General features: G+C 64.1%; 14 protein-coding genes. 10 read left to right on the top strand and 4 right to left on the bottom strand.

Annotated elements, in window-relative coordinates; translation table 11 throughout:
* Positions 1-84: 84 nt before the first annotated feature.
* Both JOZ76_RS04625 and JOZ76_RS04620 read right to left on the bottom strand, forming a co-directional pair.
* Positions 85-639, bottom strand: a complete 555-nt coding sequence (locus tag JOZ76_RS04625; protein ID WP_291697447.1) for a fasciclin domain-containing protein — start codon at positions 637-639, stop codon at positions 85-87.
* A 359-nt stretch (positions 640-998) separates the two neighbouring features.
* Complete coding sequence (locus JOZ76_RS04620; protein WP_291697446.1) at positions 999-1,760, bottom strand: SDR family oxidoreductase; 762 nt, start codon at positions 1,758-1,760, stop codon at positions 999-1,001.
* A gap of 85 nt (positions 1,761-1,845) precedes the next feature.
* Between JOZ76_RS04620 and JOZ76_RS04615 the strand changes: the two genes are divergently transcribed.
* From JOZ76_RS04615 to JOZ76_RS04590, 6 genes are all read left to right on the top strand, one after another.
* Entirely contained in the window at positions 1,846-3,372 is a 1,527-nt protein-coding gene (locus tag JOZ76_RS04615; RefSeq protein WP_291697445.1) for a malonate--CoA ligase, read from the top strand.
* A 13-nt stretch (positions 3,373-3,385) separates the two neighbouring features.
* Complete coding sequence (locus tag JOZ76_RS04610; protein WP_291697444.1) at positions 3,386-3,691, top strand: hypothetical protein; 306 nt, start codon at positions 3,386-3,388, stop codon at positions 3,689-3,691.
* Positions 3,692-4,009: 318 nt separating this feature from the next.
* Complete coding sequence (gene sdhC / locus JOZ76_RS04605) at positions 4,010-4,408, top strand: succinate dehydrogenase, cytochrome b556 subunit (protein WP_291697443.1); 399 nt, start codon at positions 4,010-4,012, stop codon at positions 4,406-4,408.
* Between the two features lie 29 nt (positions 4,409-4,437).
* Positions 4,438-4,812, top strand: coding sequence for a succinate dehydrogenase, hydrophobic membrane anchor protein (gene sdhD, locus JOZ76_RS04600; RefSeq protein ID WP_291697449.1), 375 nt, complete (start codon positions 4,438-4,440; stop codon positions 4,810-4,812).
* Positions 4,813-4,815: 3 nt separating this feature from the next.
* Positions 4,816-6,651 carry a succinate dehydrogenase flavoprotein subunit gene (sdhA, locus tag JOZ76_RS04595; RefSeq protein WP_291697442.1) on the top strand — a complete coding sequence of 612 codons (1,836 nt, stop codon included), beginning with the start codon at positions 4,816-4,818 and terminating at the stop codon, positions 6,649-6,651.
* A 22-nt stretch (positions 6,652-6,673) separates the two neighbouring features.
* Positions 6,674-7,456, top strand: a complete 783-nt coding sequence (locus JOZ76_RS04590; protein ID WP_291697441.1) for a succinate dehydrogenase iron-sulfur subunit — start codon at positions 6,674-6,676, stop codon at positions 7,454-7,456.
* An 897-nt stretch (positions 7,457-8,353) separates the two neighbouring features.
* Here JOZ76_RS04590 and JOZ76_RS04585 read toward each other — a convergent pair.
* A complete protein-coding gene (locus JOZ76_RS04585) occupies positions 8,354-8,506 on the bottom strand; it encodes a hypothetical protein (protein ID WP_291697440.1) in 153 nt (50 codons plus the stop codon).
* Positions 8,507-8,849: 343 nt separating this feature from the next.
* Here JOZ76_RS04585 and JOZ76_RS04580 point away from each other — a divergent pair, with 343 nt between their 5' ends.
* The gene (locus JOZ76_RS04580; protein WP_291697439.1) at positions 8,850-9,263 is read left to right on the top strand and encodes a GFA family protein; all 414 of its coding nucleotides are present in this window, start codon (positions 8,850-8,852) and stop codon (positions 9,261-9,263) included.
* 171 nt (positions 9,264-9,434) lie between these two features.
* Here the strand turns inward: JOZ76_RS04580 and JOZ76_RS04575 are convergent, their stop codons facing one another.
* Positions 9,435-11,063 carry a hypothetical protein gene (locus JOZ76_RS04575; RefSeq protein WP_291697438.1) on the bottom strand — a complete coding sequence of 543 codons (1,629 nt, stop codon included), beginning with the start codon at positions 11,061-11,063 and terminating at the stop codon, positions 9,435-9,437.
* A 1,863-nt stretch (positions 11,064-12,926) separates the two neighbouring features.
* Between JOZ76_RS04575 and JOZ76_RS04570 the strand changes: the two genes are divergently transcribed.
* From JOZ76_RS04570 to JOZ76_RS04560, 3 genes are all read left to right on the top strand, one after another.
* A complete protein-coding gene (locus tag JOZ76_RS04570; RefSeq protein ID WP_291697437.1) occupies positions 12,927-13,853 on the top strand; it encodes a glutathione S-transferase family protein in 927 nt (308 codons plus the stop codon).
* A gap of 82 nt (positions 13,854-13,935) precedes the next feature.
* Complete coding sequence (locus tag JOZ76_RS04565) at positions 13,936-14,766, top strand: FkbM family methyltransferase (RefSeq protein ID WP_291697448.1); 831 nt, start codon at positions 13,936-13,938, stop codon at positions 14,764-14,766.
* 255 nt (positions 14,767-15,021) lie between these two features.
* Positions 15,022-16,941: an OmpA family protein gene (locus tag JOZ76_RS04560; protein ID WP_291697436.1), complete on the top strand. Its 1,920-nt coding sequence runs from the start codon at positions 15,022-15,024 to the stop codon at positions 16,939-16,941.
* The last annotated feature ends 323 nt before the right edge of the window (positions 16,942-17,264 follow it).

The raw sequence follows: 17,264 nt of genomic DNA, 5'->3' as shown, positions 1-17,264 counted from the left end.
CGGTCACAAAAAAGCGAGCCGGAGGATTCCCCGGCTCGCGATGCTGCTTTCCCTGGTCGGGGGATGAAAGGAACCTCCGTGGGGTTACGAGGCCGGCATCAGCACGGTGTCGACCACATGGATGACACCGTTCGACTGATGGACGTTGGAGATCGTCACCATCGACGTACCGCCCTTGGCGTCGACGATCCAGACCTTAGCCCCGTCCCTCTTCACCGTCAGTTCCTCGCCCTCGGCAGTCTTGAGCATCTTGCCGTCGGTCAGGTCGGAGGCCTCGAGGCGGCCCGGCACGACGTGATAGGTGAGGATCTTGGTCAGCGTGCCCTTGTTCTCGGGCTTCACCAGATTATCGACGGTCCCGGCCGGCAGCTTGCCGAACGCAGCATTGGTCGGCGCAAACACCGTGAACGGCCCCTTGCCTTCCAGCGTGCCGACCAGACCCGCGGCCTTCACTGCGGCGACCAGCGTGGTGTGGTCCTTCGAATTGACGGCGTTCTGAATGATGTTCTTGGATGGGAACATCGCGGCACCGCCGACCATCACGGTCTTTTCCTCGGCGCGCAGCGGCGCGACCAGAGCTGAGGTGAGAGCGAGCGCGCTGAAAGCCGCGGCGGACAACAGGGCAATACGCTTGGACATTGAAAGTCTCCCGAGATTGAAGCCGGCGAGGCCGGCGATGAAAGGGCAACAGCGGCGCCGCGTGGTGACGAGGGATGCGCGTTGCTCGCTGTTGGGCCGAACTACGGGAGGTTTTCGGGCGCGGTTTCGAACAAAAATTCTTTGTGATTCCTGAAACTAATGGCGGCGGTATTCGTGCGGCGCGCAATCCTCGCCGCATTCTCTACCGTCGTCCCGGCGAGAGCCGGGACCCATACCGCGTGATACACGTTTCGGAAAAGAGCAGCGTAAGGACCGGCTCGCTTAACAACTTCGGCCCTCGGGTTATGGGTCCCGGCTCGGCGCGCGCAAGAGCGCGCTTGGCCGGGACGACAGCTGACCTAATCCCGGCTTGCCGGGGTCTGGATGAACCCTCTGTTCCAGGTCGGGCTGATCAGGATCTCGTTGACGCAGACATGCGGCGGCAGGCTCGCGACGAAGGCGATGGTCCGGCCGAGATCCTCCGGCTGCAGCATCTTCGCCAGCTCTTCGGCGGCAGGCGGCACCGGACGCGCTTTCAGGATCGGCGTTGCCACCTCGCCGGGCGACAGGCAGCAGGCGCGCAGCCCATTGACACACTCGTCCATGTTGAACGAATGGGTCAGCGCGGAGACCGCGTGCTTGGTCGTGGTGTAGGCGGGGCCAGGCATTTTCGAGACGTGCCGGCCGGCCCATGACGAGACATTGATGATCAGGCCATCCTGCTGCCGCCGCATTGCCGGCAGCACGGCGCGCATGCAATAGAGCACGCCGCTCAGATTGATCTCGACGAGCTGGTTCCAGCCCTCCAGCTCCATGTCCGCCCAGCGCCGTTTCGGCACGTTGATCCCGGCGGAGTTGACCAAGAGGTCGATGCGGCCGTGGCGGCTGACGATCTCGTCTGCCACCTTCTGCACGTCGGCCGCGACGCTGACGTCGAGCGGCATCGCCTCCGCCTTGCCGCCGGCCGCGGCGATCTTCGCGACCACCGCGTCCAGGGCCTCCTTGCGGCGGCCCGACACCACAACTATCCAGCCATCGGCGGCAAGCCGCTCGGCGCCCGCTTCGCCGATCCCGCTGCCGCCGCCCGTGATCCAGGCCACGCGTTTCCCGTCCTTGACCATGCGAACCGTCTCCGTTGCTTTTTTGGGGGCGTTCTTGCTAATGCAGCCTCTTTCCCGCCGCTGCCTGCCCCTCGGGGACTTTCGCATGAGCCAAGCCGCCAACGCCAACCTGTTTTTCCGCCTGTTCGATGGTCTCGACGATCCAAACCGGATCGCCATCGAAACCCAGGGCGGCCGCCACATCAGCTATGGCGAACTGATCGCGCGGGCCGGGCAGATCGCAAATGTGCTGGTCTCCCGCGGCGTCAAGGTGGGTGACCGCGTCGCGGTCCAGGTCGAGAAATCGGTCGAAAACCTGGTGCTCTATCTCGCGACGGTACGCGCCGGCGCGGTCTATCTGCCGCTTAACACCGCCTATACGCTGAACGAGCTCGACTACTTCATCACCGATTCCGAGCCTTCGCTGGTGGTGTGCGATCCCGCCAAGGCCGAAGGCATCGCCGCGATCGCCGCCAAGGTGAAAGCGAAAGTCGAGACGCTTGGTCCCGACGGCAAGGGATCGCTGACGGACGCCGCCGATCAGGCAAGCCCGGTTTTCGAAACGGTCGCGCGCGGCAATGACGACCTTGCCGCCATCCTCTACACCTCGGGCACGACAGGCCGCTCGAAAGGCGCGATGCTGAGTCACGACAATCTCGCGTCGAACTCAAAAACCCTGGTCGACTATTGGCGCTTCACCGACAAGGACGTACTGATCCACGCGCTGCCGATCTATCATACCCACGGATTGTTCGTGGCGAGCAATGTGACGCTGTTCGCACGCGCCGCCATGATCTTCCTGCCCAGGCTCGATCCGGATCTCATCATCAAGCTGATGGCGCGCTCAACCGTGCTGATGGGCGTGCCGACCTTCTACACCCGGTTGTTGCAGAACCCGGCGCTCAGCAAGGACACCACCCGCCACATGCGCCTGTTCGTGTCCGGCTCGGCACCATTGCTCGCCGACACCCATCGCGAATGGTCCGCGCGTACCGGCCATGCCGTGCTCGAACGCTACGGCATGACCGAAACCAACATGAATACCTCCAACCCCTATGACGGCGAGCGCGTCCCCGGCGCGGTCGGCTATCCGCTGCCCGGCATCTCGGTGCGGGTCACCGATCCTGAAACGGGCAAGGAAGTCGCGCGCGAAAACATCGGAATGATCGAGGTCAAGGGGCCGAACGTGTTCAAGGGCTATTGGCGGATGCCGGAGAAGACCAAATCCGAATTTCGCGACGACGGCTTCTTCATCACCGGCGACCTCGGCAAGATCGACGACAAAGGCTATGTGCACATTCTCGGCCGCGGCAAGGACCTCGTGATCTCAGGCGGCTTCAACGTCTATCCGAAAGAGATCGAGAGCGAGATCGACGCCATGCCCGGCGTGGTCGAATCCGCCGTAATCGGCGTGCCGCATGCCGATTTCGGCGAAGGCGTCACCGCGGTCGTGGTCTGCCATCGGGACGCCGGCGTCAGTGAAGCCTCCGTCCTGCAGGGACTCGACGGCCGGCTCGCAAAATTCAAGATGCCCAAGCGCGTGTTCATCGTCGACGAGCTGCCGCGCAACACCATGGGCAAGGTGCAGAAGAACGTTTTGCGCGAAGCGTATAAGGATATTTATGCCAAATAGCGCGAGTGCAGAGATGACAAACGAGACGCCCGGCGAGGCTCCAACCTTCGACAGTACGCTGCGTTGGGACGAAGTCGAGCTCCCATCGCCCATCGCGGAGTCCGATCTGGACGACGTCCTCTTTTCGGTCATGCAGCCGCAATGGCGGAAGACCGCAATGATCCTGGTCAAGGCCGATGAGCGGTGTCGCGAGCGATCCTGGCCCATTGGGCTGGCGGTTCTGGCGGCTCGAGTCCAGGCACTGGCGGAAGCTGGCCGGATCGATCACCAGGGCGAACTACGCTACTGGCGCTTCAGCGAGGTGCGGCTGAAACCGTAAAGCAGCGCGTCGACGCGGCATGAACGGGCTGCACCGATCGCAGGTTGACGGCGACCTTGTCACTAACTCGTACGTTCATGAATCGGGCTTCAAGTATAGCATGGATCGGCGGCCGGTCGACGTGATCAACTCCCCGTATTTACAGGGCTCATGTGTAATTCTGAATCGCCGTTCGGAATCGGCGATATTCGCCGTTGCACTGGCTGTTCCTAGTCCGTAAATAGAGCGCATTCAGCGCTCACTTCCGAAGTTCGCGAACCGTCGCATCCGCAATCCTCGCGCGAACTTGCCGGGGTCCGCACAACGTCAAAGCCGCCGATGACAGCCAAGACCGAACGACCGCTCTCGCCTCACCTGCAGATCTACCGCCTGACGCTGACGATGGCGATGTCGGTCCTGCACCGCGCCACCGGAATTGCGCTCTATGTCGGCACCCTGCTCCTGGCCTGGTGGCTGATCGCGGCCGCCGAAGGACCCAATGCCTACTCCCATGTCCAGGCCTTCACCTCGAGCTTTCTCGGCCGGCTGATCGTGTTCGGCTACACCTGGGCGCTGGTGCATCATCTGCTCAGCGGCATCAGGCATTTCGTCTGGGACCTCGGCTATGGCTTCAAGGCCAATGAGCGCGAGGCGCTGACCTGGGGCGCCCTGCTCGGCGGCATCGGGCTCACCGTGCTGCTCTGGATGATCGCCTATGCGATCGGAGGCGGACGATGAGCATGACCAATCAGGCGCCGCCGAAATCGATGCGCACGCCGCTCGGCCGTGTCCGCAGTCTCGGCGCTGCGCACACTGGCACCGGCGATTTCTGGCGCCAGCGTCTGACCGGCGTCGCCATGACCCTTCTGATCATCCCGGCGATATGGGTCGTCATGATGCTGGTCGGCCGCAACCAGGCCGGTGCGGCCCAGATTCTCGGCTCGGTGCCGATTGCCCTCATCCTGCTCTGTTTCATCGTCGCCAGCACCTGGCACATGAAGATCGGAATGCAGGTCATCATCGAAGACTATGTCCATGATGAGAAGCTGAAGCTGGCCGCTGTCATGGCCAATCAGTTCTTCTGCGCGGTCGTCGCACTGACCTCGATTTACGCGCTTTTGAAACTTTCATCCGGAGTGTAACCCATGGCCGTCGGGACCAATGGCGGGGGGAACGGCGCTCCTGCCACGAACGGGCAAGCCTACAAGATCGAGGACCATACCTACGACGTGGTCGTGGTCGGCGCCGGCGGGGCGGGTCTGCGCGCCGTCGTCGGCTGCAGCGAGGCGGGCCTGCGCACCGCCTGCATCACAAAAGTGTTTCCGACCCGCTCGCACACGGTCGCAGCCCAAGGCGGCATCTCGGCCGCGCTCGGCAACATGCATCAGGACGACTGGCGCTGGCACATGTACGACACCGTGAAGGGGTCGGACTGGCTCGGCGACCAGGACGCGATCGAATACATGGTGCGCAACGCGCCCGAGGCGGTCTATGAGCTCGAGCATTGGGGCGTGCCGTTCTCGCGCACCGAGGATGGAAAAATCTATCAGCGCCCGTTCGGCGGCATGACCATCGACTACGGCAAAGGCCAGGCGCAGCGCACCTGCGCGGCCGCGGACCGTACCGGCCACGCGATGCTGCACACGATGTACGGCCAGGCGCTGCGGCATTCGGCCGAGTTCTACATCGAGTTCTTTGCCATCGATCTGATCATGGACGATCAGGGCGCCTGCCGCGGCGTGATCGCGCTCAAGCTCGACGACGGCACGCTGCACCGGTTTCGCGCGCAGACGACGATACTGGCCACCGGCGGCTATGGCCGCGCCTATGCCTCCTGCACCTCGGCCCATACCTGCACCGGCGACGGCGGCGGCATGGCGCTGCGCGCAGGGCTGCCGATGCAGGACATGGAATTCGTGCAGTTTCACCCGACCGGCATCTACGGCGCCGGCTGCCTCGTCACCGAGGGCGCGCGCGGCGAGGGCGGCTATCTCGTCAACTCGCAGGGCGAGCGCTTCATGGAGCGCTATGCGCCCTCGGCCAAGGACCTCGCCTCGCGCGACGTGGTCTCCCGCGCCATGACGATCGAGATCCGCGAGGGGCGCGGCGTCGGCAAGAAGAAGGATCACATCTACCTGCACCTCGATCATCTCGACCCAAAGGTGCTGGCGGAGCGGCTGCCGGGCATTTCGGAATCGGCAAAGATTTTTGCCAATGTCGACGTGACGCGCGAGCCGATCCCGATCCTGCCGACCGTGCACTACAACATGGGCGGCATCCCGACCAACTATCATGCGGAAGTGCTGACCAAGAAGGATGGCGACGACAACGCCATCGTGCCGGGCCTGATGGCGATCGGCGAAGCCGCCTGCGTGTCGGTGCACGGCGCGAACCGTCTCGGCTCCAACTCGCTGATCGACCTCGTCGTGTTCGGCCGTGCCGCCGCGCTGCGCTGCGCCGAAAAGCTGACCGCGAACGCCAAGCAGGCGGAACTGCCGAAGGATTCCTCGGAAATGGCCCTCGGCCGGCTCGATCACTACCGTCATGCCTCCGGCGGCACGCCGACCGCAAAGCTGCGTGACAGCATGCAGCACGTGATGCAGAACAATTGCGCTGTCTTTCGTACCGGCGAGGTGCTGCATGAGGGGCAGAATCTGATCCACAAGGTGCACAGCGGGATTTCCGACATCTCGGTGTCCGACCGCTCGCTGATCTGGAATTCGGACCTCGTCGAGACGCTGGAGTTCGACAATCTGATCGTGCAGGCCGTCGTGACGATGGATTCCGCGACCAACCGCAGCGAGAGCCGCGGCGCGCATGCGCGCGAGGATTTTCCGGAGCGCGACGACAAGAACTGGATGAAGCACACGCTGGCGTGGATCGATCAGGGCGGCATGACCGCGATCGATTACCGCCCGGTGCACGACTACACGATGACCAATGACGTGCAGTACATCCCGCCCAAGGCGCGGGTGTATTGAGCACGGGAAGGGCTAGACGAGAATGGTTGAGTTCGCACTCCCGAAAAATTCGAAAGTCACCACCGGAAAAACCTGGCCGGTGCCGCCGGGCGCGAGTGAGACCCGCGAGTTCAAGATCTATCGCTGGAATCCGGACGACGGCAAGAACCCGCGCATCGACACCTATTTCGTCGACACCAATGAATGTGGGCCGATGGTGCTCGACGGCCTGATCTGGATCAAGAACCACATCGATCCGAGCCTGACCTTCCGCCGCTCCTGCCGCGAGGGCGTCTGCGGCTCCTGCGCGATGAACATCGACGGTCAGAACACGCTCGCCTGCACCCGCTCGATGCACGACGTGAAGGACGGCGCGGTGAAGGTCAATCCGCTGCCGCACCAGCCGGTCGTGAAGGATCTGGTGCCGGATCTCACCAATTTCTATGCCCAATATGCCTCGATCGAGCCGTGGCTGAAGACATCGTCGCCGACGCCGCAGAAGGAATGGCGGCAGAGCCACGAGGACCGCGAAAAGCTCGACGGGCTCTACGAATGCATCCTGTGCGCCTGCTGCTCGACCTCCTGCCCGAGCTATTGGTGGAACAGCGAGCGCTTTCTCGGCCCGGCGGCGCTGCTGCAGGCCACGCGCTGGGTCAACGACAGCCGCGATGAGGCCACCGGCGAGCGGCTCGACAATCTCGAGGATCCGTTCCGGCTCTACCGCTGCCACACCATCATGAACTGCGCCAAAGCCTGCCCGAAGGGCCTCAATCCTTCCGAGGCGATCGCCGAACTGAAGCTGAAGCTGGTCGAGCGGCAGATTTAATGCATGATGAAATGAGGCTCGATCAGAGCCGCACGGAAGATGCCCCCTCCCGCTTGCGGGGTCGCGCGAGCAAGCGCTGATGCGAGCCGCTTTTGTCATCACGTTGCGCTGGCTGAGCGCAGCAGCAATGCAGAGCCGGTGCGACTTGTGTCCGGTGCTCCCCAAACAGCCCACGTGATGACGGTCGTTGCAGTTGTTCGGGTCGGGCCAAGTCCGGCCATCGCGTTTCCGTGAGCGACTGTTAAGGCGAAGGCTGTTTTAGGCGAAGTGTCCACCCTGAATTGCCAATTTCTTTACGAAGGGTTCGACCGACGAAATCGATGACGGTCAACGCAACTCATTGATGGACATCGCGAATGACCGAACTCGCTCAGCACGGATGGATGCAGCTTTGGCGAGACATTTGCGCATTCGCAAAATAGTGATCTGCCCGCGGTGCGGATCTCCAACGACGATGCCTACATCGTCGGTGTTTCGAAGCATCCGGCGAGAGCGACCCTGGAGCAGCAGTCGCCGGCGCGATCTCTCGCGTAGGCGAGGAGAATGGAGAATCCCCCAATGACTGGACTCAAAATGCTCGTCGCGGCAGCCCTGGTATCGAGCATCTCGCCAGTGTTTGCAGGTGAGGGAGGACCGGAAGTCTTTCAGTCGCAGTATCCGAATCGGGATGCGTACACTGGCGAGCTCACGCCTGCGGGCAGGCTTGGCCTGGAACTACCGTATGGCGCTGCGCCAAACCGCGACGTGATCCGTGCCTATGGGTCAATGGGCAGCGCCGAACCCTCATTCTCGGCCCAGCAACCTCATCCCGGACGACATCGCCGCGAACACCTTCCCCGGCGCTGACCGAATTTTCAAACGTCGTCCGGCCCTCGGCAGGCGCATTGCTCGGGTTCTTCAGAGCGTCGCCGTCGATGTGATTTCGAGATCGCCGCGACCTTTATAGCCGCTCTCATAATCCAGCGAGATCGCATCGACCAACTGCGCCGCGTTGTACGGCACCGGGCGGCCATCGGCCTCGCGCCCGCGAATGCCGCGACCCGTGTTCATCCTGTCGACAACGGGCTCGGGATAGGGAGGCACCCAATAGGCCCTCTGACCGACGTCAGCTCTTCCATCAGAAGCGGCGCAACAGCGGACATCCTGATATCGACGCGATGGGCCATTAGCGGAGAAGTCGCCTCGACGCCTCACCAGGGATGCACGGCAAGACCAAAAGGTGACAGACGTCAGATTGTTTTGGCTTGCCGCAGTCTTCCAAAAGAGGATATTTTGTTACGTGACGCATGCGAGCCTTGCTTCGGTCGCGCGGGCTTTGCTCCTCCGGCCCCAGCCTGCGTCTCATCCCCCACATTCCGACGTAACCTCACCGCGAAAGACGGGAGACGATCACATGGCTAATGCACAATGCCTTTGCGGCGCTCTTTCACTGAAGTTGCGAGAAACGTCAAAGCTGATTGTCGCGTGTCATTGTCTCGCCTGCCAGCGACGAACTGGTTCGCCATTCGGCCTCGGCGTTTTCCACGCGATTGACACCGTCGAGATCTCGGGAGCGGCTACCGAGTTCATTCGCGTCGGTGATAGCGGCCGTAAGGTGCGATGCTATTTTTGTCCAACATGCGGCTCGACGGTCTATTGGAAGCCCGACGTCTTGCCATCTCTAATCGGCGTCGCGGTTGGCGCGCTCGGCGACGCTGGCTTTCCGGCTCCCATCTTCTCGATATTCGAGCGCTCGAAGCATCATTGGGTCCACGTTGATGAGGCAGTCGAGCATTTCCAGAAAAGCGGGCTGCAAAAAGGTGCCTGAGCGTCGTGACGACCGGCCTTCCTTCAGAAGCGGACGCTCGGTCCGAACACGCCGATCGGCTGCATCGGGCCAGTAACGGCCTCATGCGCCGCAGCAGACAGCATCGGTTGCGATCCCTGTGATTGATGATTTCTTGGCTCGTCTCAGCGCGGTGCTGAGCGTAAGGCTTGGTCAGGTCGCACCCTCGGCGCGGCGGAGCAAACAGAGCAGCACCGGGCCCTCGGGCGCGTCAACGGGCTGCACCCGGTTTTCTACCGTTTGACAGCGGCCCCGATCGAACACGAGCGAGAAATGGCTCGCCACGGTGCGCGCGCTGGCCTCCTGATCGAACCCATAGAGCACATAAATGTCGTTCTGATGCGCGCGCACGCGCTCCTCCCCGATGCGGAACAAGCCGCTACTCGTATCCCACATCCCCTCGCTGAAGCCCTCTAGTCGGATGAAGGGGATGCGGGCGGGAAAGAACGGGATCAAGAATGCAGTTGGGGCGGTGCCCGCCATCAGGACCAGCGCCTGATCGGGGTGTGGAATAGGCGGCACGCGCACCCCATAAAGCTCCCGATCCCAGGAGATGTGGCCCCAATCGGCTGGACGCGTGGTGAGTGCTATAACACCGAGCAGGACCGCGCTCCCGAGCATGGCCGCACGCCGAAGCCCCACCGCAGAGACGATCACGCTGACGAGGGCGGTGATCAAAACCGGCGCCAGCATCTCAATGGGCAGCAGATACCGCCAGATGGCAAAGAGGCCGAGCCAGAGGATATATGCAACGGCGGCGAAGACGAGGACAAACCTCCCCGCCGGGTTGAGCGACAGGTACCGGCGCCTGATCGGCAGCAGCCACAGAGAGACAATGGCGAGCGCGTAGAGTGTTGGTACGCGCAGGTCGAAGAACGACACCCCGGCGTCCATCACCTGATCACTCACCAGAAATGGAAATAGCAACGCTTTCCAAAAGCTATCCGGTACTCCGGAATCGTCGCGATAGGATTCAACCATCGCCAAGGGCGATTGGAAGACCTGGTTGAGAAAGGGAAAGATCGGGTTTCCCGTCTTGGCCCACATGATTGCGAACCAAGGTCCGCCTGCGACGAGTAGCCCGGTCCCAATGGCGAGGCCGGCCGCAACCGCGATCGCCATCCGCTCGGGCCAGCGCCGCGGCACGACCAAAGCGCCGAGCACAAATGCCACACAATAGATTGCCATGGTCAGCTTGAATCCCGCCGCCAGACCGACTGGGAATCCTGCGGTAGCTGCCCACATGATCGCCCGCATCGGCGAGGCCCGCGCAAGCCTGGGCATTGCTACCGCTGCCACCGCTAATCCACTCAGGACGAGTGCCGACATGAGATTGTCGATAAAAGTCGTGCCGTTCTCGGCGATGGCAACGGCCCCGGTCAGGCCGAGCGCTGCGAGCACCAACGCCGCCGGCTGGGATCGCCGTGCAGGTGCGGGTGGTACCGTCCTCGCCAACAGATAAAGCGGCGCACAGGAAAGGCCATACAAGGCGCCGAGCAGCGCGCCAATCAGCATCGGCGGCGCGTTCCATGCGAGCCAATAGAACGGCAGATAGGGGATGGGATTGGTAAAAGTGGGGCCCACGAAGGCCGGAAAGATGTCGTACAGGACACGATGATTGAACAGAGCGTAGGGAGCGTAGAAGTGATAGTTCAGCTGATCGTAATTGACGTCCTGGCCAGACGCGAGCGCAAGTAAGGCGCAGACGGCCGAAGCCACGGCGGTGAATGCCGCGACGGTCCAGCCGTTGCCGCGCCGGACGGGTAACCCTGCTTCTTTCATGGCTGCGACGCCGAACTGTCGATCAGGAGCTCGATCACCGGCATCGCCGGCTGCGCACGCACCGCGAGCGGCCAAGCGATCGGCGCGCCCAGAAACGTACAGAACTCGCGCAGCATGGGACCCGCTGAGAACATGGGTTAGGAGACCCCAAACTATAACAGCCTTGAACCACCCAGCGAGTGGCAAATCCTAATAGCTCTCCTGGTTCATCCGGTAATCTGCCCAGTTCAACGCCTCGGCATATGTGAAGGAGGCCGGGTGTCTGGCGAGTTGACGGCATTGGGCTCGATGGCGTTGTCTGTGCACGCCGGTCGGCTTGCTTCATCCAGCCAGTCCGCTGCCGCGTCAGGTCTGCTCCGGGTCAGATTCGGTCGTGTCGGGCTCCGCTCCATGTCGGCAGGTCTTCATTCAGAAGCTGACGCTCGGCCCGATCATGCCGTTCAGCTGCACTGTTGGCGTCCGATCGGTCCTGACGTTCAATGTCGCAAGGGGCGAGCGCCGGATCAGAAGGCGTGAGATCGGCGAGATCAGGCTGCCCGCGTGCATACAATCACCGGCCTTGCTCCGCGTGGCGTTGGCCCGCAACGCCTCCACCTGTTCGGGCTCTTTGGCATCGAGCCTGCGGCTGCGCCTAATCAGGCCTCGCCCGTCTCTCGGGCCGAAGCTCTACTTATGCACCATCCGCCGAGATGTTTTCCGAGTTGTTCCAAGCTCAGGAACAAGTTGGACGCCTCGGCAAAAAAAGGAAGTAGAGCGCGTGCACGAGATACAGGCGGTCGCCGAACGCAGAGAGCATGCGTTCAAGTACGTTGCGCGGATAGGGAAGTTTGCTGACCTTTACGGTCCCAGCTCCATGGCACATCGACAGTGTTCAGATGCAGCGCCGGGTCCAAAAGAGGACGTGTGTGGACCGCGACATGAAACTGGAAGCAAACCGACAGGATCGTCGCTAAACAGACCCCAAGCAGCCCCGCCAGCATATTGTGGTTAATCGCTCCTCTGACGCCCTGGCCGAAGGGGCCAGTGGGCAATTCGATCATTGAAGGCTACGAGCACGGCCTGCCGGCCGTTTGCGGTTGGCGCGCACGACCCTCGATCCTGCACGACGGGCAGTTCGCGCATGCACGTCATGCGCAAATTGCCCGTCGCGCCAGTTTGTCGCGGCAGAGGTGTTCTATTTTTCAGAAATAAACTTGACGCCGACCCCAAATCAGAGACATGATCCGCGCCGTCCCGCACTCATGAAGAGGGGCGCTTCGCGATCGTCACGAACGTTGAGCGCGGGATGCGATGGACGCATTGGGTCGCAGCGCGCTGTTAGCGCGCCGACGAACGATCCCGATGCGGACGGAGAAGTCGTGTGGTCCTGACACCCCGACGCTGGTGCCAAGTCGGCGAGATGATCTCGTTGAGGACGGGGGCAAGAAAGGCCGGGCCCCGGGGAGAGCACGAAGGACACCGTTAAAACCGTCGCGCAGGGGAGGCCGGTTGTTCGGCCAATCCTGTGGTGTCTGCCGCCAGCTTTTTTGATTGCTGGCGGGCCATGGGTGCGGCCTGCACCCGGCCTTCCCTGCGCCCTCTTCGATCATTCGAGGGCGATGTCTTGGCACAACTCGGGCGTATCAGCGTCGCGGGAAGGCGCTACATTGCCCTTCAGCTCTTTGAAGTGTTGGAATAGGAATGCCGCGCGCGGAGGCTTCGTCATGCCGGGGCGATGCTGCCTCGTCCGCGCAAAGCGCAGCCGGATACGGGCTCCGCATCGAGACATGTTTGCGCGCCCGAGAACTTCGAAGGTCCGGGTTCACCTCTGCAAGGCGCCCCGAGACGACTGAATGATCATGACCTCATGCTGACGAGCGTACGATGTCCGATTTCCCGATCATCCTGCATCATTTCGACCAGTCGCCGTTCTCGGAGAAGATCCGACTCATTTTCGGTCTGAAGAGCATCGCGTGGAGCTCAGTGCGGATTTCGCGGATCATGCCGCGCCCGGACCTGATGCCGCTGACCGGCGGCTATCGCCGCACACCGGTTATGCAGATCGGCGCGGACATCTACTGCGACACCCAATGCATCATGCGCGAGCTGGAGCGGCGTTTTCCGAAGCCAAGCCTATTGCCGGACGGCCATGAGGGACTCGCCTTCGCCAGCGCGATGTGGACCGACCGCTCGTTCTTCCAGAACACGGTCAATCTGGTGTTCGGTTCGCTCGCGGACCAGGTCCCGGCCGACTTCATCGCCGATCGGGAACAGCTGCGCGGCGCCAAATTCGATGTCGCGGCGATGACGGCCGCGATCCCCGTGATGCGCGACCAGTACCGCGCGCACCTCGCCTGGATCGACGCCCAGCTCTGCGACGAGCGTGAATGGATTTTTGGCGAGCAGCCGAGCCTCTGCGACGTCAACGCCTACATGAACATCTGGTACGTGCGGAGCAATCTCGACGATGCCGACGACATGCTGGCCGAGTTCGACCATGTGCGGGCGTGGGCCGGGCGGCTGCGTGCCGTCGGACACGGTCCGCGCAGCGAAATGACCAGCGCGGAAGCGCTCGAGATCGCGACGCGCGCAACGCCGCAGACCGAAGAATTGTCTGATCCCGGCGATCCCAACGGCCGCAAGCCCGGCGACAAAGTGGAGGTCATGCCCGACGACTACGGCAAGATCCGCGTCGGCGGCGAGATCGTTGCGCTGTCGGCCCAGCATATCGCCCTGCGCCGCCACGATCCGCGCGCCGGGGAGGTGGTGGTGCACTTCCCGCGCGCCGGCTTCCTGGTGTTCCCGGCATAGCGCCGCGTCGGGTTTCCCGGCGGAGCAAAAGGCGCTATGCATGCGGCCTCTTCGGCTCAAGGCTTCATTCGAGGACATCGGCTTGACTCCCGACAACGACGCTTCGCCGGCTCCGTTCGGCGCGCTCGCACCGAACGCCGCGCAAGGCGCCATCATCGCGGCGGCGCATCGCACGCGGCTGAAGCGCGGCGCGTTCCGCCCGATGCTGTCGCGACTGCTCGATCTGTCACGCGCCGGCCCGGTCGATGCGACCTATCAGGGCGCGTCGTTCCGCTTCTATCACCAGGCCAGCGCCACCGAGCGCGGCGCGCTGTTCAATCCGGACTACAACATCGAGGAGCTCGACTTTTTGCGCGCGCACACGCCAGCCGGCGGAAGCTTTGTCGACGTCGGCGCCAATGTCGGCACCTATGCGCTGCCGCTCGCGCGCCATGTCGGCGAACGGGGGCGCGTGATCGCGATCGAGCCGCATCCGGTGACGCATGCGCGCCTTAAGTTCAACCGCGCGGCCTCCGGCTTCAGGCAGGTGACGCTGGTTGCCGCGGCCGCAGGCCCCGACGACGGCGAACTTTTGATCGAGACCGATGGCGAGAACCTCGGCGCCAGCCATGTCGTCACAGGCAAGGCCTCTGCCGAGGCCATCAAGGTGCCGTCACGCCGGCTCTCGGGCATTCTGGCTGAGGCCGGGCTACCGGCCATCGATGCGCTGAAGATCGACATCGAAGGATTCGAGGATCGGGTGCTGACGGGATTTTTCGCCGAGGCGCCGCCGCCCCTGTGGCCTCGCGCCGTCGTCATCGAGCATTTGTCGCGCGACCAATGGCTGAAGGACTGCATCGCCGACATGATCGCACGCGGCTATGCGCAGGCGGGCAGGACACGCAGCAATACGCTGCTCGTGCGCGCCTCATGATACCGGAGCCGCGGAACCATTGTCAGTCCGGCGCCGTTATGGGTGACCAATGGGAGCAGACCATGATCAGCGACGTCCTCGGCAAACGGACAAGGTACCGGAAACAGGTATCTGAACGCGCCATGAAAAAGGCCGCCCGCTAGGGCATTTGGCCGCGAAAATAAAGCCAAATCCGCGTTTGAACCGCGCCACAATCCGGCCTAACCGTTGGTTGTTCCTCGCCCTCCCCAAAATGAGTCCGGGACCGAAAATCGCATGACCAAAATTCGTTTCGTGCTGCTTGCCACGACTGCGCTCACCGCGACGTCCATTGCAGGCACCGCCTCGTTTGCGCAGGCCGCGCCTGTCGTCCTCGCCCAGGCCGGACAGCCGCAGGGCGAGGTCGGTCCCGATGGCAAACCCAAGCAGCCCCCGAAGGGCGGCCAGCCCCCGGCCCCGGCTCCCGGCCGGCCTCCTGCGCCCCCGGCTGCCCAACCTCCGCATCCACCGGCACCCCCGCCGCCTCCGGCTGCGGCGCCGCCCCATCCGGCGCCACCTCCGCCACCGCCGGCCGCTCCGCCGCATCCCGCCGCACCGCCACCTCCGCCGCCGCCCCCAGCGGCCGCACCTCCGCATCCGCCGGCGCCGCCGCCTCCGGCACCTCCTCCGCATGCGCCGCCGCCTCCACCGCCAGCGGCCGCGCCGGCGCCACATGCCGCGCCACCGGCTCCCCCACCGCCGCCTCCGCCCGCGGCAACGGCGCCGCATCCAACACCGGCGGCACCGCCCCCTCCACCGCCGCCACCACCTCCAGGGGCGGGAGCGCCTCCGCATGCTGCGCCCCCACCACCGCCGCCGCCACCTGGCGCGGCCGCTCCGCAGCATCCGGCGCCCGGGGCAGCGCAGCCACCATCGCCGCCGCCCCCACCGCCGGGGGCCGGGCCGTCGCATGCGTTGCCGACATCACCACCGCCATCGCCGCCTGCAGCTGGCGGGCCGCCGTCGGCCGGTCGGCCCGCTGGCGCGCCGCCCGCTCAGCCGCCGGGCGCCCCACCGCCGCCTCCGCCGAGCGGCCAGCAGGGGGCTGCTCCGGCGCCTCCGGCCCCACCGGCCGCCGGGCAGCAAGGTGCCGTCACGCCTCCGCCGCCTGGTGCACCACCGACGCAGGCGCATCGCCCGCCGCCGCAAGTCGCAGCGCCGCTGCCGCCTCCGCCGCCGCCAACACCGCAGGCGCTGACACCGATTCCGCAGGGTGCCGCACCGCCCGGCCCGCAGCGGCTCGAGGATTTCCGCAGCCAGCGCCGCGAGGTGCAGGAAGGCGGCCGCACGGTCATTTTCGAGCCCGGGCGAATCATCGTCCGCGATCCCTCGGGGCAGGAGTTCGTCCGTCATGACGAGATGGACCGCTTCCGCTACGGCGCGCGCGACATCCGCGTGCAGCGTGAGGGCGGTGAGACCCGCACGGTCGTGATTCGTCCCGATGGCGACGAAATCATCACCGTCACCGGGCCCGACGGCCAGCTGCTGCGGCGGATCCGGCGCGACCGGATGGGCCGCGAGATCATCATCATCGACAACACCTATCGTGATCCACAAGCCGTCGGCGGCTTCTATGTCGACTTGCCGCCGCCGGTGATCCGCATCCCGATGAACCGCTACATCGTCGAGGCCGACGAGGCTCCGCCGGACATGATCTACGACACGCTGGAAGCCCCGCCGGTGGACCGGATCGAGCGGCGCTACTCGCTCGACGAGATCCGCTACAGCCCGTCGGTGCGGCAGTTGATGCCCTCGATCGACCTCAACACCATCAACTTCGACACCGGCTCGTGGGAGATTCCTCCGGACCAGGCAGCGAAGCTGCAGGTGATCGCCGACGGTCTCAATCGCGCCATCCAGCGCAATCCGCGCGAGGTGTTTTTGATCGAGGGCCATACCGATGCGGTCGGCAACGACACCGACAATCTGTCGCTGTCGGACCGCCGCGCGGAATCGGCCGCAACGCTGCTGACGCAGCAGTTCGGCGTGCCGGCGGAGAACCTGACATCGCAGGGGTATGGCGCGCAGTTTTTGAAGGAGCAGACGTCAGGGCCGAGCCGCATCAACCGGCGCGTCACCGTCCGCCGCATCACCCCGCTGCTCAATGGCGGACAGGCCTCGCTGCCGCCGCCACCGCCGGGCACCGTCCCGCGGTGAGGATCGGAGACAGTCGTAACGACAACGGCCGGGAGCGATCCCGGCCGGTTCTTTACGAGAGGGAATCTGCAGGGTGGGCAAAGGCGCGCGCTTGCGCGCCGTGCCCACCATTCTCGTTCGCACACAGATGGTGGGCACGCTTCGCTTTGCCCACCCTACAGACTGAGAGATGCTGGATTGCGTCGCTTCGCTCGCAATGACGAAAGTGTCCGCGCCCCGCGCTTCTCAGCCCTTGTCGCTCTCCAGCCTGAAGATCTGGGAGCCCTCCGGTGCGGACAGCAGACCGGTCTTGGCGTAGAGACCGAGCTTGGAGCGGGTATCGG

It is taken from the genome of Bradyrhizobium sp. (assembly GCF_019244115.1).
GTDB lineage: Bacteria > Pseudomonadota > Alphaproteobacteria > Rhizobiales > Xanthobacteraceae > Bradyrhizobium.
This window is presented reverse-complemented; position numbering and strand designations above follow the sequence as displayed.

Bases quoted from the DNA above. Each gene is read 5' to 3' on its own strand.
- JOZ76_RS04625 (WP_291697447.1), bottom strand. From the start codon at position 639: ATGTCCAAGCGTATTGCCCTGTTGTCCGCCGCGGCTTTCAGCGCGCTC.
- JOZ76_RS04620 (WP_291697446.1), bottom strand. From the start codon at position 1,760: ATGGTCAAGGACGGGAAACGCGTGGCCTGGATCACGGGCGGCGGCAGC.
- JOZ76_RS04615 (WP_291697445.1), top strand. From the start codon at position 1,846: ATGAGCCAAGCCGCCAACGCCAACCTGTTTTTCCGCCTGTTCGATGGT.
- JOZ76_RS04610 (WP_291697444.1), top strand. From the start codon at position 3,386: ATGACAAACGAGACGCCCGGCGAGGCTCCAACCTTCGACAGTACGCTG.
- sdhC (WP_291697443.1), top strand. From the start codon at position 4,010: ATGACAGCCAAGACCGAACGACCGCTCTCGCCTCACCTGCAGATCTAC.
- sdhD (WP_291697449.1), top strand. From the start codon at position 4,438: ATGCGCACGCCGCTCGGCCGTGTCCGCAGTCTCGGCGCTGCGCACACT.
- sdhA (WP_291697442.1), top strand. From the start codon at position 4,816: ATGGCCGTCGGGACCAATGGCGGGGGGAACGGCGCTCCTGCCACGAAC.
- JOZ76_RS04590 (WP_291697441.1), top strand. From the start codon at position 6,674: ATGGTTGAGTTCGCACTCCCGAAAAATTCGAAAGTCACCACCGGAAAA.
- JOZ76_RS04585 (WP_291697440.1), bottom strand. From the start codon at position 8,506: ATGAACACGGGTCGCGGCATTCGCGGGCGCGAGGCCGATGGCCGCCCG.
- JOZ76_RS04580 (WP_291697439.1), top strand. From the start codon at position 8,850: ATGGCTAATGCACAATGCCTTTGCGGCGCTCTTTCACTGAAGTTGCGA.
- JOZ76_RS04575 (WP_291697438.1), bottom strand. From the start codon at position 11,063: ATGAAAGAAGCAGGGTTACCCGTCCGGCGCGGCAACGGCTGGACCGTC.
- JOZ76_RS04570 (WP_291697437.1), top strand. From the start codon at position 12,927: ATGTCCGATTTCCCGATCATCCTGCATCATTTCGACCAGTCGCCGTTC.
- JOZ76_RS04560 (WP_291697436.1), top strand. From the start codon at position 15,022: ATGACCAAAATTCGTTTCGTGCTGCTTGCCACGACTGCGCTCACCGCG.